This is a genomic window from Burkholderia ubonensis subsp. mesacidophila (assembly GCF_002097715.1).
GTDB lineage: Bacteria > Pseudomonadota > Gammaproteobacteria > Burkholderiales > Burkholderiaceae > Burkholderia > Burkholderia mesacidophila.
Genome location: NZ_CP020737.1, coordinates 739,101 through 759,977, shown reverse-complemented (window position 1 = coordinate 759,977; position 20,877 = coordinate 739,101). Strand labels below are relative to the sequence as shown.

The following is a 20,877-nucleotide window of genomic DNA, read 5'->3' as shown; positions in this document are numbered from 1 at the left end:
AACCGCCCCGCCCTCCCCGCTTCACCGGAACCCGAACCGCCTGCGCAGCACGACCAGCGCCGCGAGACTCAGCACCGCCGCGAACATCAGGTAGAAGCTCGGCGCGGTCTTCATCCCGGTCGCGCGGATCAGCCACGCGATGATGAACGGCCCGAAGCCGCCGAAGATCGTCACGCCGACGTTATACGCGAGCGACATCCCCGTCGTGCGTGTCTGCACGGGGAACACCTCGGACAGCAGCGCCGGCAGCCCTGCGAAATAGCCCGTCATCAGGAACGCCAGCACGATCTGCACCGCGATCAGCGTGCCGAAGTCCGGATGCGCGACCAGGTACGCGAACGCCGGATAGATCAGCACGAGGATGCCGATGGCCGGCACGATCATCACGCGCACGCGGCCGTAACGGTCCGACCAGTGGCCGACGAGCGGCGCGAACGCCATCTGGATCACGCCGACGACGAGGATCGCCGCGAACGCGGCCGACGGCGAGAGGCCCAGTTCCTTCACGCCGTAGGTCGGCATGAACAGCACGAGATAGGTCGCGACGGTGCCGACCACGATCGTGCCGATCGATGCGACCAGGCGCGCCTTGTGCGACGCGAACGTGTCGCGCAGCGGACTCGCGGCGCTCCCGGCCGCGAGGAATTCGGGCGTCTCGTCGACCTTGGCGCGGATGTAGTACGCGACGGGTCCGATCAGCAGCCCGAAGAAGAACGGAATCCGCCAGCCCCATGCGGCCATCTGCGCGGCCGTGAGCTGCGCGTTCAGCACGGTGCCGAACCCGGCCGCGAGCAGCGTCGTGAGGCCCTGGCTCGCGACCTGCCAGCTGGCGAAGAAGCCGCGCCGCTCCTGCACATGCTCCGCGAGGAACGCGGTCGCGCTGCCGAACTCGCCGCCCGCCGAAAAACCCTGCAGCAGCCGCGCGGCGACGAGGATCAGCGGCGCGGCGACGCCGATCGTGCCGTAGGTCGGCAGCACCGCGATGATCAGCGTGCCGGCCATCATCAGCAGGATCGACAGCGTCAGCGCCGCCTTGCGGCCCGCGCGGTCGGCATACGCGCCGAGCACGATCGCGCCGAGCGGCCGCATGAAGAACGACACGCCGAACGTGCCGAGCGTGAACAGCAGCGACACGGTGTCGTTGCCGGCCGGGAAGAACAGCTTCGAGATCGTCACCGCGAAGAAGCCGTAGACGACGAGGTCGAACCACTCGAGCGCATTGCCGATCGACGCGGCGACGACCGCGCGCCACACGCGCGGCGACGAGGCGATGGAACGAGACGGCGTGACAGCGGCATGCATGGGCAATCTCCTTGTCCTTGTTGTTCGTTCGCGTTCGCGCGGCGGCGCGGCCCGCGCGCCGGCATCGACGTTCGGGCGATTATAGACGGCCCGCCGGCGCTGCCGGCACGCCGGCGGCGCGCAATAAAAAACCGCCGCGCCCCACAAGGGAGCGCGGCGGTTTCTCGCAGGCGGCCGGCGCGACCGGCACCGGCGCGGCCCGGCTTACTGCTTGGCGGCGTCCTGCTTGACCGCTTCTGCCGTGATCAGCAGCTTGGTCTGCATCTTGAAGCCGTACTGCTTGCCGTAGTCGAGGCCGAAATCGTCGCGGCTGAACTCGCCGACCGCGTCGATGCCGCACACTTCGCGCTTGAGCATCGGGTGCGGCATGCACTTGAACGAATCGATCTTCAGCGTCAGCGGCTTGGTCACGCCGTGCATCGTCAGGTTGCCGACCACCTCGACCGGCTTGTCGCCCTTGAACTTCATGGTGCCCTTGTAGACCGCGTCCGGGTACTTCGCGACGTCGAAGAACTCGTTCGTCTGCAGGTGCTCGTCGAGCTTCGCGTTGCCGGTGCTGATCGACGCGAGCTGGGTCGTCACGTCGACCGTGCCCGTCTTCGCGGCGCGATCGAGCGTCACCGTGCCGCTCGACTTGTCGAACTTGCCGCGCCACACCGACAGGCCGCCGAAGTGGTCGGCCTCGAAGCTCGGGTACGTGTGGGTCGGGTCGAACTGGTACGTCGACACGTCGGCGAATGCCGGGAACGACAGGGCGGCGGCGAGCGCGCCCGCCGCGATCATCAGATGCTTGCTCAATTCAATCTCCTTGGAACGTCGCCGCACGCCAGTGCGGCTTCGGGTTGCGATACCACGCCGCCGCGCTTACTTCGCGGAAACGATGTGAAACTTGATCTGCACTTCGTCGGCGACGATCGACGTGTCCTTCCATTCGCCGGTGCCGACGTTGAACGCCGAGCGCTTGATCGGCAGCACGCCGTCGAAGGCCTGCGTCGCACCGCTCTGCGTGACGGTGACCGGCACGGTCAGCGTCTCGGTCTTGCCCTTGATCGTCAGCTTGCCGGTCACGTTGTACTTGTTGCCGCCGGCGGGCGCGATCGCGGTCGACTGGAAGGTCGCCTGCGGGTACGCCTTCGCGTCGAACCAGTCCTTGCCGGCGACCTGGTCGTTGTACATCTTGTCGCCGAGATCGTAGCTCGCGATGTCGATCGCCACTTGCGCGCTGCCCTGCGCGGCCTTCGCGGGATCGAACTTGATCTGCGCGCTGAATTTCTTGAACACGCCTTCGGTCGGCACGTTCATCTGCTTCGACACGGCGGACACCTTGCTTTTCGCCAGGTCGACGTCGGCATGCGCGGCGCCCGATGCGGCGAACGACGCCGCGGCGATCGCGGCCAGCACGGAGCGGGAGAACGATACTTTCATGGGATCCTTCATTTGGCAAAGGGGAGCATCCGCGACAGCACGCCGTCACGGTCCAACAACTGATGCTTGACCACCGCGAGCACGTGCAACGCGACGAGCGCAAGCAAAATGTAATTCAAAGACACGTGGAGCGTCTTGAAGGTTTCCTTCAGCGCCGGATCGGGATCGATCAGGCGCGGCAGCGGCACGATGCCGAGATACACGACCGGGATGTTCGACGCGGAGCTGTACAGGTAGCCCGTCACCGGGATCACGATCATCAGCACGTACAGCAGCATGTGCACGCCGTGCGCGGCGATGCGCTGGAGCGCGGGCATGCCCGCGGGCGACGGCGGCGGCATGTGGGTCGCGCGCCACAGCACGCGCACGGCGGCGAGTGCGAACACGGTCACGCCGATCCACTTGTGCCACGAGAAATACTTGAGCTTCGTCGGCGTGAAGCCGGGGATGTCGGTCATCACCCAGCCGAGCGCGAAGCCGCAGACGATCAGCAGTGCGATCAGCCAGTGCAGCGCGATCGCAGTACTCGTATAGCGGGCCGGCGCGGCCGGCAGCGAATTCGATGCCATGGATTCCTCAATTCAGCGAACAGCCGCGCCGTCAATCGTCCGACGCATGCCAAGGGCGCCATGCTACCGCAACCTTTTGTCGCGCGCGGGCTCTCACCACGCACCCGGCCGCCCGCGCGGCCCCGCCCCCGGCGTGACCGACCGGTCACATCCGATCCCGGTGTTGACACCGCAAAAATCGCCTTTTGGTAAGATTGGCGCGGGTTCCGGCCCTGTCGACGCGTGTCCCTGCCGTCGCTCAATCGCTTTCCCCATGCAACGAAACGACCTGATTGCCTGTCACGAGTGCGACGCACTGTTGCACAAACCGCGTCTTGGCGGCCGCGACGTCGCGCATTGCCCGCGCTGCAACGCGGTGCTCTACCGCAGCAGCTCGGCCCAGCTCGAGCGGATCTGCGCGCTCGCGCTCGCAGGGCTGATCACGTTCGTGATCGCGCAGGCATTCCCGATCCTCGAGATGGACGTGAACGGCAACCGCGTGCAGACGACGCTGCTCGGCGCGATCGAATCGCTGTGGCGCCAGGACATGGCGCTCGTCGCCGTGATGGTGTTCTGCTCGACCGTGCTGTTTCCGCTCGTCGAGATGGCCGCGTTGCTGTACCTGCTGTTCCCGATGCAGCGCGGGCACGTGCCGCCCGGGTTCAACGTCGTGCTGCGCGCGATCCAGCTGGTGCGCCCGTGGGGGATGATCGAGGTGTTCATGCTCGGCATCGTCGTGACCATCGTCAAGATGGTCACGCTCGCGCGCGTCGTGCCGGAAGCCGCGCTGTTCGCGTTCGCCGCGCTGACGCTGATGATCGCCGTCGTGCTGATGTTCGATCCGCAGATGCTGTGGGACATCGCCGACGACCTGCGCGCCGGGCGCGCGCCGTCGCGCGACCGCAGCGACGCAGCATCGTCGGAGGCGCGCCGATGACCACGCCGACCGCCGCCCGCGAGGGCCTCGCCAGCTGCCACACGTGCGGGCTCGTGCAGCCGCTCGGCCACGCGCATGCGCATTGCGCACGCTGCGGCGGCGCGCTCCACTTCCGCACGCCGAACAGCATCGCGCGCACCTGGGCGCTGCTGATCGCCGCCGCGATCCTCTACATACCGGCAAACCTGCTGCCGATCATGCGCACCGCGTCGCTCGTCGGCTCGCAGGAGGACACGATCATGAGCGGCGTGGTCCTGTTCTGGGTATCGGGCGACTGGCCGCTCGCCGTCGTCGTGTTCGTCGCCAGCATCCTCGTGCCGATGCTCAAGCTCGGCGTGCTGCTGATCCTCGTGATCAGCGCGCAGCGCCGCTCGTCGTGGCGGCCGATGCAGCGCACGCGCCTGTTCCGGATCGTCGAGCGCATCGGCCGCTGGTCGATGCTCGACATCTTCGTCGTGACGCTCACCGTCGCGCTCGTCCACTTCCGATCGCTCGCCACCATCACGGCCGGCCCCGGCGCGCTTGCGTTCGGCTCGGTCGTGATCCTCACGATGCTCGCGTCGATGCAGTTCGATCCCCGCCTGATCTGGGATCCTGTCGAAACCTCAGGGAAACACCATGAATAGTCCGCAAGGCCCGCAGCACGACCAGCCCCGGCCGCCCGATCCGGCGATCTCGTCGAAAAGCGGCTGGCTGCCGTCGCTCGTCTGGCTCGTGCCGCTGATCGCCGCGCTGATCGGCATCGGCCTCGTGATCAAGTCCGTGCGCGAGCGCGGCCCGGAAATCACGATCAGCTTCCACAGCGCCGAGGGCCTCGAGCCCGGCAAGACCCAGGTCAAGTACAAGGACGTCGAGATCGGCATGGTCAAGACGATCTCGCTGTCGAAGGACCTGGTGCGCGTGCTGGTCGACGTGCAGCTCAAGAAGGAAGCCGAGAACTTCGCGGTCAAGGGCTCGCGCTTCTGGGTCGTGCGTCCTCGGATCGGCGCGACCGGCGTGTCGGGGCTCGGCACGCTGCTGTCGGGCGCGTACATCGGCGTCGACGCCGGCCGCTCGCCGGAAGGGGAAAACGCGTTCACGGGCCTCGAGACGCCGCCGGCCGTCACGGCCGACCAGAAGGGCACGCAGTACGTGCTGCGCGGCGCGTCGCTCGGCTCCGTCGACATCGGCTCGCCGGTCTACTACCGGCGCGTGCAGGTCGGCCAGGTGGTCGGCTTCGCGCTCGACAAGGACGGCACGGGCGTGACCTTCAACGTGTTCGTCAACGCGCCGTACGACCAGTACGTCGGCATGAATTCGCGCTGGTGGCAGGCGAGCGGCGTCGACCTGCGGCTCGACTCGAGCGGCTTCAAGCTGAACACGCAATCGCTCGCGACCGTGATCCTCGGCGGCATCGCGTTCCAGGCGCCGCCCAACCAGAGCAACGGCACGAGCGCGCCGAACAACACGGTCTTCCACCTCGGGTCCGACGAGAGCGACGCGATGCGCGAGCCGGACGGCCCGCCGCTGCAGGTCGTGATGGACTTCAACCAGTCGCTGCGCGGGCTCGCGGTCGGCGCGCCGGTCGACTTCCGCGGCATCGTGCTCGGCGAGGTCACGAACATCGGCATCGACTACGATCCGAAGGCGAAGAACTTCACGATGCCGGTGACGATGAACCTCTATCCGGAACGGCTCGGCCGGCGCTTCCGCGAGACGATCGAGAGCAAGGGCGAGGCCGCCCGCCGCGGGATCGTCGAGCGGCTCGTCGAGCGCGGGCTGCGTGGCCAGCTGCGCACCGGCAACCTGCTGACGAGCCAGCTCTACGTCGCGCTCGACTTCTTCCCGAAGGCGTCGGCCGTGAAGATCGACCCGGCGCGCCAGCCGCTCGAGCTGCCGACCGTGCCGAACGAGCTCGAGGAGCTGCAGGTGGTGGTCGCCGACATCGCGAAGAAGCTCGACAAGGTGCCGTTCGAGCAGATCGGCGCGAACCTGAACAGCACGCTCGCGAACGCCGACAAGCTGTTCAAGCAGCTCGACACGCAGGTCGCGCCCGAAGCGCGCGACACGCTGTCCGCCGCGAAGCAGACCTTCTCGGCCGCGGAGGCGACGCTGCAGCAGGATTCGCCGCTGCAGTCCGACGTGCGCGGCGCGCTGAAGGAACTCACGCGCACGCTGCAATCGCTGAACGCGCTCTCGGACTATCTGGAGCGCCACCCCGAATCTCTGCTCAAGGGCAAGCCAGGAGACAAGCAATGACGACACGCGTGAACGGTTTCGCGAGCGGCGCGGCGATGGTGCTCGCCACGCTGGCGCTCGCCGCGTGCAGCTCGCCGCCCGCGCGGTTCTATACGCTCACCCCCGCCGACGCGGCGCTCGCGGTGCGCACGGCGCCCGCCAACCCGGCGTTCCTGATCGAGGTGCCGTCCGTCGGCGTGCCCGAGCAGGTCGCGAAGAGCCAGCTCGTCGTGCAGAAGAACGCCGCGCAGGTCGACGTGCTCGAGCAGGAGCGCTGGGCGTCGCCGCCCGCCGACGAGATCCGCCGCGCGCTGTCCGACGACCTCGCCGCGCAGCTCGGCACGATCGACGTCGCGAACTCCGCGTCTCCGGCAGGCGTGCCGGTGTATCGGGTGAGCGTCAACGTGCAGCGCTTCGAGTCGTGGCCGGCCAAGCGTGCGGCGATCGACGCGGTGTGGAGCGTGCGCGCGGTCGGCACGCAGGTTGTGATGACCTGCCGCACGAGCGTCGCCGAGCCGGTCGGCGACGGCTACGACGCGCTCGTCGCCGGTCATCGGCGCGCGCTCGACGCAATCGCAACGCAAGCCGCCGCCGGCGTGCGCGCGCTGGCCGCGCGGCGGGGCGGGGCAGCCGCGACGGCCTCCGGTGGCAAGACCACCGCGCCGCTCGTCCCCTGCCCGGCGAACCCGACGTCCGGCGACGCCGCCGGCGCCACCGGCAAAGCGGGGACATAACCAACTGACCGGCCACGGCGTGCGTACCCTTCACCGCGCGCGCATCGCCGTCCATCGAGCCCCACCTGACGCGCGGACCGCCGGCGCCCGACCGTTCTTGCATTCTTTGTCATAATCCGCCGGAACCGGCGACAGGCAATCCGGTCGGCTTGCATTTTTGAGACTGATTGACGATCCTACGCAGGTTCCCTGCTTGCGCCGGCCGTCGATCCGCCCTTCGCCGGAGCCGGGCCGTGCCGCCGGCAAGCCGCAGCGCCCTTCGCCCGCGCCCGTGACGCCGCGCGAGCCGCATCGAACGGGCCGCTTGCGGGTCGCCCAAGGGCCACCGCACCCTGCCGGGCGACCCGGTCACCCAGCCAGCCGTCACACCGGTATTCCAAGGCGCCGCGCCCGCTTCGCAGCCGGCGCCGGCGCCGTATCCGAAACCCGCCCGTCCAGGGCTTTCGCTATCCTGTTTATGTTTCGTTCCCTGACGACCCTGATCAAGAAGTGGCGCGCGTCGCGCAGTGCGAGCCACCAGCTCGACGCGCTGCTCGCGCACGCCGACGCCGACGCGCCCTACGCCGAGCGCAGCGAATGGCTGATCGAGCTCGCGCACTGGCTGCGCCGCAGCGGCGCGATGCAGGCCGCGGCGCAGGACGCCGCCGAACGCGACGACGACGCGCGCACGTTCCCCGCGCATGCGCGGCTGCGCTACCTGTTCCACGTGCTCGACCGCAACCCGGCGTGGAAATCGCATGCCGCGCGGACCCTGCGCGGCATCCTGCGCGAATGCGACGGCATCTCGCTGCTGTGCGACGCGGGCATGCCCGTGCACTCGGGCTTCTTCGGCGCGCTGTTCGAGCGGCTCGACTCGTCGATGATCCCGCCCGCGCCGAACCGCCGCGAACTGTCCGCGCTGTTCACGCTGATGTTCCCGGCGCAGGAAGACGCCCAGTGGATCGGCGCGCTGCCCGACGACCTGCTCACTCGCCTCGCCGACCTGCTGTCGTTCGACGTGACCGACGACGAACGTCACGAACCCGGCTCGCTTTCGCGCGACCTGCTCGCGGCGCTGCACAACCTGACCTGCCAGATCAGCTCGACCGGCCTGTCGCAGACCGTGCGCAGCCGCCTGTCCGACGACGACGCGCCCAAGCCGCTCGAAACGCAGCCGTTCTACCGGCTGACGGGCGCGATGCTTGCGGTCGAAACCGCGCACGCCGCGGTCGAGGAAGGCGGCGACCCGAGCAAGCTGCTGCACGAGGTCAACTACCTGCGCATGCTGCTCGACGAATGCCGGACCGCGGTCGACGACGTGTTCGCGCACCTGTACCGCAACGGCGTGTCCGTCGACATCGTGTTCCAGGTCGAGCGGATGCGGATGCGCATCCAGCGCGCGGAAATGCTGCTGAACGCGTGGATGGCGCGCGACGACCTGCACGGGATGGCGCGCCTCACGGCCGAGCTCGTCGATGCCAACCAGAACAGCCAGAGCGTGTCGCACCTCGTGCGCAGCAATTTCTCGCTGTTCGCGCGCAAGCTCGTCGAGACCAACGCGGACACCGGCGAGCACTACATCACGCGCGGCCGCGCCGAGTACCTGAAGATGCTGCGGATGGCGGCGGGCGGCGGGCTCGTCACCGTCGCGACGGTCTGCCTGAAGTTCGCGATCACCGGCGCACACCTGCAGTCGATGCTCGAAGGGCTGCTGGCCGGCGTCAACTACGCGGCGAGCTTCATGGTGATGCACTTCCTGCACTTCACGCTCGCGACCAAGCAGCCGGCGATGACCGCGCCGACGCTCGCGCGCGAGCTCGACGGCACGAACCACGACGACGGCGTGAAGCAGTTCGTGTCGTCGGTGATCGCGCTGATCCGCACGCAGGCGGCGGCGATCAGCGGCAACGTGCTCGTCGTGCTGCCGGTGTGCCTGCTCGTGCAGCTGTTCTCGAGCAACGTGCTGCACGCGAACCTGATCTCGCCGCAGAAGGCGCACGCGACGCTGCAGTCGTTCTCGCTGCTCGGCCCGACGCCGCTCTATGCGGCGCTCACGGGCGTGCTGCTGTGGTCGTCGAGCCTGCTCGCCGGCTGGGCGGACAACTGGTTCGTGCTGCATCGGGTCGGCGACGCGCTCGCGTACAACCGCCGGCTGCGCCTCACGCTCGGCGCGGCCGGCGCGGCGAAGCTCGCGCATTTCTGCCGCTCGAACGTCGCCGGCGTGGTCGGCAACGTCGGCCTCGGCCTGATGCTCGGCCTCGTGCCGGCGATCGTCAGCGCGGTCGCGTTTTCGTTCGAGGTGCGTCACGTGACGCTGTCCGCGGGCTCGATCGGCATCGCGCTCGGCGTGCTCGGCAAGGGCACGCTCGGCTCGCCCGAACTGTGGTGGGCCGCGGCGGGCGTGCTCAGCATGGCGATCCTCAACGTCGCGGTGAGCTTCGCGCTCGCGTTCACGATGGCCGTGCGCTCGCGCAGCCTGCGTCCGACCAAGGTGCGCGCGCTCGTCGCCGCGATCGGCCGCGCGGTGCTCGCGAATCCGCTCGTGCTGGTCTGGCCGGCAGGCGGCGCGACGGCCCGCACGGGCCAGTCGGGGTCGCACTGACGGCGGCGGGCAGCGCGGCCCGGCAGGCCGGGGCGCGCGCCGCCGCACGCCGAGCGGATTCCACCGGCGGCCGGCCATCCCCGACCAGCCGGCCGTGACGGACCGTCCATCCGTCGCGCCGGCGCGCCTCCATCGCTGGCGGGCCTTCAGCTCGCGGCCCCGCGCGCCGGTCGGCAGACCGGCCGCTGCCGGCCGGCGGCGGCCCCGCCGGCACGACGCGCCGGCCCCATCGCCCGCGCCGCGTACAATAGTGCTCTTTTGTCCGTCTTCCCCCGCCTTATGTCCTCGCCCACCCAGTACGAATTCTTCGCCCCCTGCCCGCGCGGCCTCGAAGCGGCGCTTGCCGCCGAGCTGGCCGAGATCGCCGGCAGCCATCTGAACGGCGCGCCGTTCGCCGCGGGCGCGCAGGTGCCGGGCGGCGTCCATTTCCAGGGCGGCTGGGCCGCCGGGATGGCCGCGAACCTGCATTCGCGGATCGCGAGCCGCGTGCTGCTGAAGATCGCGCACCGCCCGTACCGCAACGAGCAGGACGTCTACGCGCTCGCGCTCGAGCAGCCGTGGGAGCGCTGGTTCGCGGCGACGCAGACGCTGCGCGTCGACATCACCGCGATCAAGTCGCCGCTCAAGAGCCTCGAGTTCGCGACGCTGCGCGTGAAGGACGCGATCTGCGACCGGATGCGCGACAAGACCGGCGCGCGCCCGAGCATCGACACCGGCGCGCCCGACGTGCGCGTGTTCGCGTTCCTGACCGCCACCGACTGCACGCTGTACCTCGACACGTCCGGCGAGCCGCTGTTCAAGCGCGGCTGGCGCCTCGACAAGGGTGCGGCGCCGCTGCGCGAGAACCTCGCGGCCGGCATCCTGCGCCTGACCGGCTGGACGCCCGCCACGCCGCTGTACGACCCGATGTGCGGCAGCGGCACGTTCCTCGCGGAAGCGGCGCAGATCGCGCTCGGCGTGGCGCCGGGCGTCGAGCGCCGGTTCGGCTTCGAAAAGCTCAAGCAGTACGACATCACCGCGTGGCAGGGCCTGAAGGTTGCGGCGCTGGACGCGAAGCGCGCGGCGCGCGGCAAGCGCGACGATCTGCTGGTCTACGGCAGCGACATTTCCGGCGACATGCTGGAGAAGGCGCGCGCCAACCTCGAACGCGCGGGCGTGCCGTCGCTGTGGCTCAAGCAGGTCGACGCGCGCGCGATGACGCCGCCGTGCGACGCGCCGGGGATCATCGTCGCGAACCCGCCGTACGGCGAGCGGATCGAAGTGCGCGGCCGCGGCCCGCGCGGCGACGCGCGCGAGACGGGCCGCAATCGCGGCAACGACGACGCGTTCCGCCGCACCCACGCCGACGCGCCCGACAGCGAGTTCTTCAACGCGCTCGGCGATGCGCTGAAGCAGCGCTTCGCGGGCTGGCAGGCGTTCCTGCTGACGTCCGACCGCGCGCTGCCCGGCCAGCTCCGGCTGCGCGAATCGGCAAAGACGCCGCTCTTCAACGGCGCGCTCGAATGCCGGCTGTTCCGCTTCGACCTGATCGCGGGCAGCGTGAAGGCGCGCCCCGCCGCGCCAGAAGGGGACGCGTAAGCAACGCATCATGTGCCGGCCGCCTCTGCGCGGCCGGCTGTCGCCGTCCCCTGCCTGCCCGGCGAACACGCCGGGTTATTCTCCCCCGGTTCTCCCTTCCCTACTGTTTGCGTCGCCGTGTTCCGGTGATGCCGACGGGCGCGCCGGCCAGCGCGCCCGTCGAACGACACCCTCGCAACCGTCATGAGTCGGCCCCGCCACGACTACTGACGGCATGAAATCCAGGGCAATCGCATGAACTGTCACAAACGGAGAACGGCGACGCGGTAGGCGTCATTGACTCCCGCTTTGAGCCGTCGATTCTTGATGCCGGCCTTCGTCGTCGTATCCGCTTTGAGCAGGTTCAGGCAGATGCGCCGCAGGATCGCAAAGTTCTGGGCGGCGTTGTTGACGCGAACCCTGCATTGGTCTTCACCGAAGGCCATGTCCAGCACCCAGTGCATGCTGTTCTCGATACGCCAATGCGCCCGCACGGCCTGCGCAATTCGCGCTGCGTCGGGAGGCAGGCTCGACACGTAGTAACGCCGCTCGGTCGTCTTGGTATCGCCGATTTCCCGAGTGGCCTCGACCATCACGATCGAACGCAGGCCGGGCCATAAGTCCGGATCAGGCTCCCAGCACGCTAGGACATCACTGGCGATACACCGGCGCGTTTCGATACGGCCGTGATCCTTGTCGATTTCCTGATGTTCGGTGGTGTGGTCCTGATAGGCGTGCGGCACACGCTCGATGGCCTCAAGTGCATAGCGGATCCGCTCCAGCAGCGTCGATTGATTGTCCTTGACCGCCAGCACGTAGTCCCCGCCTGCTTTGACGATACGCTCGGCAATCTGGCGCTGGCACCCCATCGCATCGAGCGTGACGATTGCGCCCTTGAGCAGCAGTACGTCGAGCAATGCCGGGATGGCCGTGATTTCGTTGCTCTTGTCGGCGATCCGCACTTGCCCCAGCGACATGCCCATTTGGCTTGCCCATGCCGAGACGAGGTGGATGCCATGCTGGTTCGCGCTGCGTGAGCCTCGCACGGTTTTGCCGTCGATGGCGACCACTTCATCGGCCAGCGCCGGGCAGAGTCCGCGCATCCAGCGAACGAAACAGGCTTCGAATTCCAGCGGATCAAGTGCCGCGAATACCCGACCGAACGTATCGTGCGATGGAATCCCGCGCTCCAGCGGCACGTACCGGCGCAACCAGTCGAGCTTCGATTCGCCCCAGATCTGAATCGCGACCCAGCTGTCTGCCCCCGACAGAATCGCGCACAGCGAGACAAACAGGATCTCCCGCAAATCATGGGGAGACGGCCGGCTACGTGGATCCGTCAAACCTCCGAATGCTTCTTCGATACTCAACACATCCTGCTGCAAAACGGACTGTCGCACGGGCTTCTCTCCGGGGGAAAAACCGTCACTACATCCTGCTTCGGACAGGCTTTCAAGCAAACGGAAGCCTTCTTTAACGATTTACACATTTCGTGCGATTGCCCTGGCATGAAATCGCGCTGCCGCAATTTTTCATACTGATCCTATTTCCTCAGCTGTCAGCGCTGTCCACAATAAAGCTCGTTTGCATATCTATTTTCAGAGGCAAGATCAATCCGTGATCCTGATGGTTCGAGGATTCGGATTCGGTTCACGCTTTAGTCAATCCAGATTGGATCAAAATCATGTCCAGACCATCATTCTCGGGTGCATGGCACGCCTTCATGAAAGTCAGAGTTTCGGTCAAGGAGGTCGGGAAACGAATCGGCGGAAACGTCCAGAAAAATATTGAATTGTCAGACGGCGGATTCAAGAACGCATGCCCAATTCGGATTAGCTACGTTCTGAATGCAACCGGCTTTGCAATTCGCAAAAACACGCGATACGCGATGGTGAGCGGAGGAGAAAAGCATCAGTACATCTATCGCGTGGCTGACATGGTCGCTTATCTTGAAAGTGCATTTGGCAAGCCGGACAAGACAGTTCGGAACCCAAAGCCGTCTGATTTTGCCAACATGAAAGGAATCATTGCGGTAAAAGGACATGGATGGAGCAATGCAATCGGGCATGTCACACTCTGGGACGGGGCACGATGCGCGGATAGCTGCCATCTCTCCGACGACCCCGACAACGGCACCTTCATCCCGGAAACCGCATCGATATGGGTATTACGCTGAAAAGCCTGCTGCTGGCCCTCTTCATGGTCCTCGCGAACGGCTCGGCCACGGCGGCATCCCAAATCACGGTCGCGGGCCCCGATGCTCGCAACCCTGTCGAACGGTATTCGCAAAAGACGTTGCTGAAGAACTGGGCACTCAGCGTCTGTCTCGCGCAAGTCGCGCATGGCGCCCGCGACCGTGATGACGCCAATGCCGCAGCAAGCGCATATCTGGAGTTCGGCCATCAGCCAATCGAGGCCTACGACGCGCTCCGTACGCTCGCGCAACGATACGTAAACCGGAAATACAGCGGCTCGATTCCGGCGTCGTTCAATACGATGAAGTGCATCGACCTCTTCCACAGCCAGGAACTCGACACGCTTGCCGATCGGCTGGCAAAAGCGCGCTAGCGCCGCACACATCGCCGCCCGAACCGCGCTCGCGAACCGGGCGGCGATGCGTTTCAGTGCTTCGACTTCGACCAGCGCGCCATCGTGAACGGCAGCGCCTGCCCCGTCTCGAGCAGCGTCTTGATGCTCGACAGCACGACCGGCCATCCGCCGCGAATCCCGCGATCCATCTCCGAGCCCGGCACGAGCCCGTCGTGTGTGACGGTCAGCTTCACGACGCCTTCGTGCGGCTCGACGACGTAGGTCACGCGCGATTCCTCGCCCTCCCCCGACGGCGCGCGCCACGTGACGACGAGCCGGCGCGGCGGATCGTGCTCGACGACCTCGTCGACATCGTCGACGAGGTCGACGCGCGACGGATCGTCGTAGTCCTGATGCTCCCAGCGCGAACCCGGTCGCCAGTCGGGCGACGCGTTGCGATGCCGCACCCAGTAGTCGTTCGTCAGCTCGGCATTGGTCAGCGCATCGAACACGCGCTCGGGCGTCGATGCAATGAACCTCACGTACACAAAAGCGGGGTTACTCATCATCTGTTCCCGTTTCGCGGGCCGCTTCGAGCCCGCGCTTGAGATCCGCCAGCGCCCGCAGACGCTGACGCTCGAACTTGCCGATCCAGCGTTCCGCGATGTCGTGGATCGGCACCGGATTCAGGTAGTGCAGCTTCTCCCGGCCACGCCACACCGTCGCGACCAGATTCGCGGCCTCGAGCAGCGCGAGATGCTTGCTCACTGCCTGGCGGCTCATCGCTAGGCCGTCACACAGCTCGGACAGCGTCTGGCCGTTCGTCGCATGCAGCAGGTCGAGCAGTTGACGGCGCGTGGTGTCGGCCAGCGCCTTGAAAACAAGATCCATTCCGCTCCTGGGTCGTTGCGTTTATTATGCAACCAAATGGTTGCATGTAAAGGGTGACAACACTACTGACAATACGGTGTCAGCAGCCCCCGCTCACACTGCAATCCCGGCGCAATGCAAGGCTGGTTTCCACACAGAACCCGAACGAACAAGGAGCTCGTCATGACGTCAGCAACCGCAACCCTGGAACGCGCAATCGCCTGGTTCGACATTCCGTCCATCGATTTCGACCGCGCGATCCGCTTTTACGAAACCGTGCTGCAGACGACGCTGCATCGCGACGTGATCGGCGGCGTGCCGATGGCCGTGTTCGGCCATGAAGCGTCGGCCACCGGCGGCAGCATCGTCTACGACCCGCAGCAGATGAAGCCGAGCGCGACCGGCGTGCTCGTCTACCTGAACGCGGGCGATTCGGTCGTCGCGGCGCTCGACCGCGCGAAGCGCGCGGGCGGCATCGTGCAGGGCTCCGTCGTCGAGCTGCCGAACAACTACGGTTACATCGGGTACCTGATCGATACCGAAGGCAACCGCGTCGGCCTGCACGCGCCGAAATGCCACTGACGGCGTCCACCGGGCGGCGGGCGCGGCGCTATCATCGCGGTGTCGCCGCTTTTGACGGAATAGAGGTGCAGCCATGACGCGTCGTGCCGATCGCCTGTTCCAGATCGCCGAGCTGCTGCGCGGGCGTCGCCTGACGACCGCGCAGCAGCTGGCCGACTGGCTGTCGGTGTCGCCGCGCACCGTATACCGCGACGTGCGCGACCTGCAGCTGTCAGGGGTGCCGATCGAAGGCGAGGCCGGCATCGGCTACCGGCTGAACCGCAACGCGAGCCTGCCGCCGCTCACCTTCACCGCGGAGGAGCTCGCGGCGCTCGCCGCCGGCGCGCGGATGCTCGAGACGTGGGGCGGCGCGCGCTTCGCGGGCGGCGCCCGTTCGGCGCTCGCGAAGATCGCGTCGGCGATGCCGGCCGACAAGCGCACCGCGCTCGACCGCCTGCCGGTGTTCGCGCCGTCGTTCCACATCGACGCGGCGTTCTGCGCGAAGGTCGATGCGATCCATCAGGCGGTGGACACGCGGCACGTCGTCAGCTTCGCGTATCGCGACCGCCTCGGCGCGAACACACAGCGCCGCGTGTGGCCGCTCGGGCTCGTGTACTGGGGCGGGCGCTGGACGATCGGCGCGTGGTGCGAGCTGCGCGACGACTTTCGCACCTTCGACATCGCGCGGATGGGCGACATCACCGTGCACGAGCAGTTTCCGGACATGGAAGGGCGCCGGATCGCGGATTACATGCGGATCGCGGAAGCGCCGATGAAGTGACGCGTTGTGACGTCACGAGATGAAAGCCGGCGCCGAGCAATCGGCGCCGTCACTTTCGAATCTGTCCCATGTCATTCGATCGCGAAACCTCTTATAAGGAACGACCCGATTCCTTCGACCGCACGGGTCTTTTCCTTCGTGACATCCAATATCCGCTACGGCACCCCCACCGGGTGGTATCTGATCATCGAACAAGTGCATGCCAAGCCCGGCATGCCGTCGTTCGGCAATACCATCGGCCCCAGCATCACGCAAATCTATCGCGTCATCCTGCAGATACACGACCTGCATGACACCTATCTGGACGGCAAGCCGGTCACTGGCAAGTCCCTATCACCGTGGCAGCTCGTCAAAGGCTCACTGGGCATCGGCATTTCAACCCGCCCCAACGGCACCCGCTCCGTGAAACTTGAGTACGCCGGATTCACCAACCTCGTCCAGCCGCTGCCCGCGCTCGGCGACCTGATCCCCGAGACGCTGACGAAACAGCGCGCGTTCGCCTCCCGCTCACCGTACATCTTCGGCGTCGATCCGCTGCCGGCGGTTACGCTGCATGGCAATACGCGAGCGGTATTCTTGCAACGTGACGGCGGCTTGTCGCCGTCGACCTCCATCGCCAAGTACAACAGCACGACCCGCGAGCTGGTGCTGCTGAATACGATTGAGCAGGTCGATCGAACCTTGTGCGAGCTGAATGCGAAGCTTCCCGTGTTGCGGTTCTGATCGACCCAAACGCTGCGAGACCGCCATGACCCAATCTAATCGATGGGCGTCCGCGCTCATTCCCATTGCACTCGCCACCTTGTTTGCGCTGGCGGGAAACGCGTTGTATGACTGGCTGCTCGCAGCCGTCGTGAATGCCGACGCCAATTCGGTGTCGCTCGTTGCCGACGAGCCAGCCAGCGCATTCGCGCATCGCGCGGCCACGGCAGCGTCGCTCGGGTTCTTCGGTCTCGCGGTCGGCATCGGCCTCGCCGCATGCAAGCGGCTTGCGCTGTCCGCTGTCGCAGCAGCCAACGCACGCACGTGGCTCGCGATCATCGCGATCGCCACGCCTGTTTTCTCGTTCCTGGCCGTGCGCATGCGCACGTCGACATTCACCGGCCTCGCGGACGCAACAGGCATCAGCGTGGCGTTACCGCTGGCAGACATCCCGCTCTATCAGATCGGCGTGCTCCCGGGGTTGGGTGTGCTGGCCTACACGATCGCGCTGGACGTCATCCGTCCGCACCGGAATCATGCCTAGCTCGGCGCTGCACCGCATCCTTGGCGCCTGGCTGCGCGGCTATCGCGACGCGCTGACATTTCACGGACGGGAGACGCGCCGGGATTTCCTGGCGTTCCTCGTGCTTCACTACGCGCTTGGCTATGCGCTCGCGCATTGGATCATGTACGCATTCGATCGTCATGACATCCCGCTGTTCGCGCTGAGCCTGCTCACGCTGGTCGCGACGTTGTCCTACAACGTGCGCAGGCTGCATGACAGCAATCGCTCGAGCCTGCTTTGCGTCGGCTACTTCCTGTTCGTCGCACCGGTCGTGATCGTCGTATCGCTGGCGCTCGCCCCGGTCGACCCCGGCAACCGGTACGGGCCCGATCCACGCACGCGGCGGCGCTAATGCTAATTCGAGACGACGAAAAGGCGATGAATCGCTTCGGCCTCGTTGCACTCACGATCAAGATTTCGATTTCCGCAATGACTGCTCTGCGAAGCAAAGTAGCTGGATGAAACCGTTCGTCGCGAGATAGACAAAAGGGCACGCGCAGCCCAGCCACCGCCGCGCGCGCCCGCTCCGAGTTCAATCCACCGACTTCACCATGTCCTCGATGACCTTCTTCGCGTCGCCGAACACCATCATCGTCTTGTCCATGTAGAACAGGTCGTTGTCGAGGCCCGCATAGCCGGCCGCCATCGACCGCTTGTTCACGATCACGGTGCGCGCCTTGTACGCCTCGATGATCGGCATCCCCGCGATCGGCGACTTCGGATCGTTCTTCGCGGCCGGGTTCACCACGTCGTTCGCGCCGAGCACCAGCACCACGTCGACCTGGCCGAACTCGCCGTTGATGTCCTCCATCTCGTGCACGATCTCGTACGGCACCTCCGCTTCCGCCAGCAGCACGTTCATGTGCCCCGGCATCCGCCCCGCGACCGGGTGGATCGCGTACTTCACGTCGATGCCCTTCTCGACCAGCTTGTCGGTCAGCTCCTTCAGCGCATGCTGCGCACGCGCCACCGCGAGACCGTAGCCCGGCACGATCACGACCGTCTCCGCGTTGCCGAGCATGAACGACGCGTCCTCCGCCGAGCCCGACTTCACCGGCCGTTGCTCCTGCGCGCCGCTCACGGCGCCCGCCGACGCCTCGCCGCCGAAGCCGCCGAGGATCACGTTGAAGAACGAGCGGTTCATCGCGTGGCACATGATGTACGACAGGATCGCGCCCGACGAGCCGACCAAGGAGCCTGCGATGATCAGCATCGCGTTGTTCAGCGAGAAGCCGATGCCCGCCGCCGCCCACCCCGAGTACGAGTTCAGCATCGACACGACCACCGGCATGTCCGCGCCGCCGATCGGGATGATGATCAGCACGCCGAGCACGAACGCGATCGCCGTCATGATCACGAACGGCAACCACGACTGCGTGAGGACGAACAGCACGCCGAAGCCGAGCATCGCGAGCGCAAGCATCAGGTTGATCAGGTGCTGGCCCGCATACACGACCGGCGCGCCCTGGAACAGCCGGAACTTGTACTTGCCCGACAGCTTGCCGAACGCGATCACCGAACCGGAGAACGTGATCGCGCCGACGAACGTGCCGATGAACAGCTCGACCCGGTTGCCGTACGGGATGAAGTTCGACACCGTCGCGTCCTGCGGCACGAGCCCGAACGCTTCCGGCTCGGCCACCACCGCATACGCGATGCACACCGCCGCGAGACCGATCAGCGAGTGCATCGCCGCGACGAGTTCCGGCATCTTGGTCATCTCGACGCGCGCGGCGACCACCGCGCCGACCGCGCCGCCGACCACCAGCGCGCCGAGCACGAGCCCGAGGCCGAGCGGCAGGTTCGCGTCGAGCGACGCGGCCTGCTTGAAGATCAGCGCGACCGTCGTGAGGATCGCAATCCCCATCCCGACCATCCCGAACAGATTGCCGCGCCGCGCGCTCTTCGGGTTCGACAGCCCCTTCAGCGCCTGGATGAAGCAGACCGACGCGATCAGGTAAAGGAGCGTAACGACGTTCATGCTCATCGCGCGCCCTCCTTCGCCGCCTTCGGCTCCTTCTTGCGGAACATCTCGAGCATGCGTCTCGTGACGAGGAACCCGCCGAACACGTTGACCGCCGCGAGCACGACCGCGAGCGTGCCGAACACCTTGCCGGCCGTGCCGACCGTCAGCGCGGTGGCAAGCATCGCGCCGACGATCACGATCGCCGAGATCGCGTTGGTCACCGCCATCAGCGGCGTGTGCAGCGCGGGCGTCACGTTCCACACCACGTGGTAGCCGACGTACACCGCCAGCACGAAGATGATCACGTTGATCACCGTGTGATTGATGACTTCCATGGTCCCCTCCGGTTATTTGCGCGCGACTTCGCCGTCGCGGCACAGCAGCGTCGCGGCGACGATGTCGTCGGTCAGGTCGATGTTCAGCGCGCCTTCCTTGTTCACGATCAGCTTCATGAAATCGAGCAGGTTGCGCGCGTACAGCGCGGACGCATCCGACGCGACCATCGCTGCGAGGTTGGTATGGCCCGCGATCGTCACGCCGTTGTGGACGATCACCTGATCGGCGACCGTCAGCGGGCAGTTGCCGCTCTTCCTGCCGTCGAATTCCGGCCCACGGCCGGCCGCGAGGTCGACCAGCACCGAGCCGGGTTTCATCGACTGCACGGTCTCGACCGAGATCAGCGTCGGCGCGGGACGGCCCGGGATCAGCGCGGTGGTGATGATGATGTCGGCCTGCTTCGCACGCTCGTGCACGAGCGCCGCCTGCCGGCCGAGCCACGACGCGGGCATCGGCCGCGCATAGCCGCCGACGCCCTGCGCGGCCTCGCGCTCCTCGTCGGTTTCGTAAGGCACGTCGAGGAATTTCGCGCCGAGCGATTCGATCTGCTCCTTCACCGCCGGACGCACGTCGGACGCCTCGATCACCGCGCCCAGGCGCTTGGCGGTCGCGATCGCCTGCAGCCCCGCCACGCCCGCGCCGAGGATCAGCACGCGCGCCGCCTTCACGGTGCCGGCGGCCGTCATCAGCATCGGCAGGAAGCGCGGATACAGTTCGGCGGCAACCAGCACCGCCTTGTAGCCGGCGATGTTCGCCTGCGACGACAGCACGTCGAGGCTCTGCGCGCGCGTGGTGCGCGGCGCGGCTTCCAGCGCGAAGCCGGTCACGCCGGCCGCCGCGAGCTGCGCGGCCTGCTCGCCGTTGAACGGATCGAGCATGCCGACCAGCACGGAGCCGCGCTTGAGCGATGGAATCTCGGTTTCAGTGGGCGCCTGGACCTTCAGCACGATGTCGGCGTCGAAAGCGGCCGACTGGTCGGTCAACTCGGCGCCGGCGTCCGCGTACGCCGCGTCGGGATAGCTGGCCGCGACGCCCGCCCCCTTCGCCACGCTCACGCGGTGGCCGGCGGCCGCGTATTTCTTGACGGTCTCCGGCGTCGCAGCCACGCGCGCCTCGTTCGCCCGCGTCTCAGCAGGCACTCCGATATGCATTGTCGATTCCTCCAGTCATTACAGTAATTAATTCTTTAATTCGTTTCTTACTGCGACGGCGAGCCGGACAGGCTTGCATACCGGCTCACGAGCAACGGCTATTACGCTGCACTTT

General features: G+C 66.8%; 23 protein-coding genes. 13 read left to right on the top strand and 10 right to left on the bottom strand.

Translation table 11 applies throughout. From position 1 onward, the window contains the following. Nucleotides 1-21 precede the first annotated feature (21 nt). From B7P44_RS03675 to B7P44_RS03660, 4 genes are all read right to left on the bottom strand, one after another. Entirely contained in the window at nucleotides 22-1,302 is a 1,281-nt protein-coding gene (locus B7P44_RS03675) for an MFS transporter (protein WP_084900776.1), read from the bottom strand. Nucleotides 1,303-1,506: 204 nt separating this feature from the next. Then, nucleotides 1,507-2,100, bottom strand: a complete 594-nt coding sequence (locus B7P44_RS03670; RefSeq protein WP_084900773.1) for a YceI family protein — start codon at nucleotides 2,098-2,100, stop codon at nucleotides 1,507-1,509. 66 nt (nucleotides 2,101-2,166) lie between these two features. Next, the gene (locus B7P44_RS03665) at nucleotides 2,167-2,727 is read right to left on the bottom strand and encodes a YceI family protein (RefSeq protein WP_084906378.1); all 561 of its coding nucleotides are present in this window, start codon (nucleotides 2,725-2,727) and stop codon (nucleotides 2,167-2,169) included. 8 nt (nucleotides 2,728-2,735) lie between these two features. After that, nucleotides 2,736-3,296, bottom strand: a complete 561-nt coding sequence (locus B7P44_RS03660) for a cytochrome b (protein ID WP_084900771.1) — start codon at nucleotides 3,294-3,296, stop codon at nucleotides 2,736-2,738. Between the two features lie 253 nt (nucleotides 3,297-3,549). Here B7P44_RS03660 and B7P44_RS03655 point away from each other — a divergent pair, with 253 nt between their 5' ends. The 6 genes from B7P44_RS03655 (at nucleotide 3,550) to B7P44_RS03630 (ending at nucleotide 11,322) form a co-directional block, all read left to right on the top strand. Beyond that, a complete protein-coding gene (locus B7P44_RS03655) occupies nucleotides 3,550-4,212 on the top strand; it encodes a paraquat-inducible protein A (protein WP_084900768.1) in 663 nt (220 codons plus the stop codon). Beyond that, nucleotides 4,209-4,838 (top strand): paraquat-inducible protein A, encoded by a 630-nt coding sequence (locus B7P44_RS03650; protein ID WP_084900765.1) that lies wholly within the window; start codon nucleotides 4,209-4,211, stop codon nucleotides 4,836-4,838. The genes B7P44_RS03655 and B7P44_RS03650 overlap by 4 nt, the downstream gene beginning before the upstream one ends. Continuing rightward, on the top strand, nucleotides 4,831-6,450 hold the full coding sequence (locus B7P44_RS03645) for a PqiB family protein (protein WP_084900764.1): 1,620 nt from the start codon (nucleotides 4,831-4,833) through the stop codon (nucleotides 6,448-6,450). The genes B7P44_RS03650 and B7P44_RS03645 overlap by 8 nt, the downstream gene beginning before the upstream one ends. Then, nucleotides 6,447-7,163: a PqiC family protein gene (locus tag B7P44_RS03640; RefSeq protein ID WP_084900761.1), complete on the top strand. Its 717-nt coding sequence runs from the start codon at nucleotides 6,447-6,449 to the stop codon at nucleotides 7,161-7,163. The genes B7P44_RS03645 and B7P44_RS03640 overlap by 4 nt, the downstream gene beginning before the upstream one ends. 457 nt (nucleotides 7,164-7,620) lie before the next feature. Continuing rightward, entirely contained in the window at nucleotides 7,621-9,744 is a 2,124-nt protein-coding gene (locus tag B7P44_RS03635; RefSeq protein WP_084900759.1) for a site-specific recombinase, read from the top strand. Nucleotides 9,745-10,023: 279 nt separating this feature from the next. Then, a complete protein-coding gene (locus tag B7P44_RS03630; RefSeq protein WP_084900756.1) occupies nucleotides 10,024-11,322 on the top strand; it encodes a THUMP domain-containing class I SAM-dependent RNA methyltransferase in 1,299 nt (432 codons plus the stop codon). 242 nt (nucleotides 11,323-11,564) lie between these two features. On the opposite strand, the gene B7P44_RS03625 is transcribed toward B7P44_RS03630, so the two are convergent. Then, on the bottom strand, nucleotides 11,565-12,686 hold the full coding sequence (locus B7P44_RS03625) for an ISAs1 family transposase (RefSeq protein ID WP_088511407.1): 1,122 nt from the start codon (nucleotides 12,684-12,686) through the stop codon (nucleotides 11,565-11,567). Nucleotides 12,687-12,985: 299 nt separating this feature from the next. Between B7P44_RS03625 and B7P44_RS03620 the strand changes: the two genes are divergently transcribed. Together B7P44_RS03620 and B7P44_RS03615 are read left to right on the top strand one after the other, a co-directional pair. Next, complete coding sequence (locus B7P44_RS03620; protein ID WP_084900754.1) at nucleotides 12,986-13,477, top strand: type VI secretion system amidase effector protein Tae4; 492 nt, start codon at nucleotides 12,986-12,988, stop codon at nucleotides 13,475-13,477. Further along, complete coding sequence (locus B7P44_RS03615; protein WP_205128703.1) at nucleotides 13,462-13,869, top strand: T6SS amidase immunity protein Tai4 family protein; 408 nt, start codon at nucleotides 13,462-13,464, stop codon at nucleotides 13,867-13,869. The genes B7P44_RS03620 and B7P44_RS03615 overlap by 16 nt, the downstream gene beginning before the upstream one ends. A gap of 53 nt (nucleotides 13,870-13,922) precedes the next feature. Here the strand turns inward: B7P44_RS03615 and B7P44_RS03610 are convergent, their stop codons facing one another. Together B7P44_RS03610 and B7P44_RS03605 are read right to left on the bottom strand one after the other, a co-directional pair. Then, a complete protein-coding gene (locus B7P44_RS03610) occupies nucleotides 13,923-14,396 on the bottom strand; it encodes an SRPBCC family protein (protein ID WP_084906372.1) in 474 nt (157 codons plus the stop codon). Further along, nucleotides 14,389-14,721 (bottom strand): ArsR/SmtB family transcription factor, encoded by a 333-nt coding sequence (locus B7P44_RS03605; RefSeq protein WP_084900751.1) that lies wholly within the window; start codon nucleotides 14,719-14,721, stop codon nucleotides 14,389-14,391. The genes B7P44_RS03610 and B7P44_RS03605 overlap by 8 nt, the downstream gene beginning before the upstream one ends. Nucleotides 14,722-14,883: 162 nt before the next feature. Here B7P44_RS03605 and B7P44_RS03600 point away from each other — a divergent pair, with 162 nt between their 5' ends. The 5 genes from B7P44_RS03600 (at nucleotide 14,884) to B7P44_RS36145 (ending at nucleotide 17,661) form a co-directional block, all read left to right on the top strand. After that, nucleotides 14,884-15,282: a VOC family protein gene (locus tag B7P44_RS03600; RefSeq protein WP_084900748.1), complete on the top strand. Its 399-nt coding sequence runs from the start codon at nucleotides 14,884-14,886 to the stop codon at nucleotides 15,280-15,282. A 73-nt stretch (nucleotides 15,283-15,355) separates the two neighbouring features. Then, entirely contained in the window at nucleotides 15,356-16,042 is a 687-nt protein-coding gene (locus B7P44_RS03595) for a helix-turn-helix transcriptional regulator (RefSeq protein ID WP_059533437.1), read from the top strand. A 138-nt stretch (nucleotides 16,043-16,180) separates the two neighbouring features. Further along, nucleotides 16,181-16,765 carry a hypothetical protein gene (locus B7P44_RS03590; protein WP_133118085.1) on the top strand — a complete coding sequence of 195 codons (585 nt, stop codon included), beginning with the start codon at nucleotides 16,181-16,183 and terminating at the stop codon, nucleotides 16,763-16,765. Between the two features lie 79 nt (nucleotides 16,766-16,844). Further along, a complete protein-coding gene (locus B7P44_RS36150; RefSeq protein ID WP_157721044.1) occupies nucleotides 16,845-17,288 on the top strand; it encodes a hypothetical protein in 444 nt (147 codons plus the stop codon). Further along, nucleotides 17,281-17,661, top strand: coding sequence for a DUF805 domain-containing protein (locus tag B7P44_RS36145; RefSeq protein WP_157721043.1), 381 nt, complete (start codon nucleotides 17,281-17,283; stop codon nucleotides 17,659-17,661). Before B7P44_RS36150 ends, B7P44_RS36145 begins: the two co-directional genes overlap by 8 nt. A gap of 180 nt (nucleotides 17,662-17,841) precedes the next feature. Here the strand turns inward: B7P44_RS36145 and B7P44_RS03580 are convergent, their stop codons facing one another. The 3 genes from B7P44_RS03580 to B7P44_RS03570 are packed head-to-tail and all read right to left on the bottom strand — an operon-like array spanning nucleotide 17,842 to nucleotide 20,762. Next, on the bottom strand, nucleotides 17,842-19,296 hold the full coding sequence (locus tag B7P44_RS03580) for an NAD(P)(+) transhydrogenase (Re/Si-specific) subunit beta (protein WP_084900741.1): 1,455 nt from the start codon (nucleotides 19,294-19,296) through the stop codon (nucleotides 17,842-17,844). Further along, nucleotides 19,293-19,610 (bottom strand): NAD(P) transhydrogenase subunit alpha part 2, encoded by a 318-nt coding sequence (locus tag B7P44_RS03575; RefSeq protein WP_084900738.1) that lies wholly within the window; start codon nucleotides 19,608-19,610, stop codon nucleotides 19,293-19,295. The genes B7P44_RS03580 and B7P44_RS03575 overlap by 4 nt, the downstream gene beginning before the upstream one ends. A gap of 12 nt (nucleotides 19,611-19,622) precedes the next feature. Continuing rightward, nucleotides 19,623-20,762: a Re/Si-specific NAD(P)(+) transhydrogenase subunit alpha gene (locus tag B7P44_RS03570; RefSeq protein WP_084900736.1), complete on the bottom strand. Its 1,140-nt coding sequence runs from the start codon at nucleotides 20,760-20,762 to the stop codon at nucleotides 19,623-19,625. Between the last annotated feature and the right edge of the window lie 115 nt (nucleotides 20,763-20,877).

Bases quoted from the DNA above. Each gene is read 5' to 3' on its own strand.
- B7P44_RS03610 (WP_084906372.1), bottom strand. From the start codon at position 14,396: ATGAGTAACCCCGCTTTTGTGTACGTGAGGTTCATTGCATCGACGCCC.
- B7P44_RS03665 (WP_084906378.1), bottom strand. From the start codon at position 2,727: ATGAAAGTATCGTTCTCCCGCTCCGTGCTGGCCGCGATCGCCGCGGCG.
- B7P44_RS03650 (WP_084900765.1), top strand. From the start codon at position 4,209: ATGACCACGCCGACCGCCGCCCGCGAGGGCCTCGCCAGCTGCCACACG.
- B7P44_RS03645 (WP_084900764.1), top strand. From the start codon at position 4,831: ATGAATAGTCCGCAAGGCCCGCAGCACGACCAGCCCCGGCCGCCCGAT.
- B7P44_RS03575 (WP_084900738.1), bottom strand. From the start codon at position 19,610: ATGGAAGTCATCAATCACACGGTGATCAACGTGATCATCTTCGTGCTG.
- B7P44_RS03655 (WP_084900768.1), top strand. From the start codon at position 3,550: ATGCAACGAAACGACCTGATTGCCTGTCACGAGTGCGACGCACTGTTG.
- B7P44_RS03570 (WP_084900736.1), bottom strand. From the start codon at position 20,762: ATGCATATCGGAGTGCCTGCTGAGACGCGGGCGAACGAGGCGCGCGTG.
- B7P44_RS03595 (WP_059533437.1), top strand. From the start codon at position 15,356: ATGACGCGTCGTGCCGATCGCCTGTTCCAGATCGCCGAGCTGCTGCGC.
- B7P44_RS03605 (WP_084900751.1), bottom strand. From the start codon at position 14,721: ATGGATCTTGTTTTCAAGGCGCTGGCCGACACCACGCGCCGTCAACTG.
- B7P44_RS03630 (WP_084900756.1), top strand. From the start codon at position 10,024: ATGTCCTCGCCCACCCAGTACGAATTCTTCGCCCCCTGCCCGCGCGGC.
- B7P44_RS03580 (WP_084900741.1), bottom strand. From the start codon at position 19,296: ATGAGCATGAACGTCGTTACGCTCCTTTACCTGATCGCGTCGGTCTGC.
- B7P44_RS03600 (WP_084900748.1), top strand. From the start codon at position 14,884: ATGACGTCAGCAACCGCAACCCTGGAACGCGCAATCGCCTGGTTCGAC.
- B7P44_RS36145 (WP_157721043.1), top strand. From the start codon at position 17,281: ATGCCTAGCTCGGCGCTGCACCGCATCCTTGGCGCCTGGCTGCGCGGC.
- B7P44_RS03640 (WP_084900761.1), top strand. From the start codon at position 6,447: ATGACGACACGCGTGAACGGTTTCGCGAGCGGCGCGGCGATGGTGCTC.
- B7P44_RS03675 (WP_084900776.1), bottom strand. From the start codon at position 1,302: ATGCATGCCGCTGTCACGCCGTCTCGTTCCATCGCCTCGTCGCCGCGC.
- B7P44_RS03620 (WP_084900754.1), top strand. From the start codon at position 12,986: ATGTCCAGACCATCATTCTCGGGTGCATGGCACGCCTTCATGAAAGTC.
- B7P44_RS03635 (WP_084900759.1), top strand. From the start codon at position 7,621: ATGTTTCGTTCCCTGACGACCCTGATCAAGAAGTGGCGCGCGTCGCGC.
- B7P44_RS03660 (WP_084900771.1), bottom strand. From the start codon at position 3,296: ATGGCATCGAATTCGCTGCCGGCCGCGCCGGCCCGCTATACGAGTACT.
- B7P44_RS03615 (WP_205128703.1), top strand. From the start codon at position 13,462: ATGGGTATTACGCTGAAAAGCCTGCTGCTGGCCCTCTTCATGGTCCTC.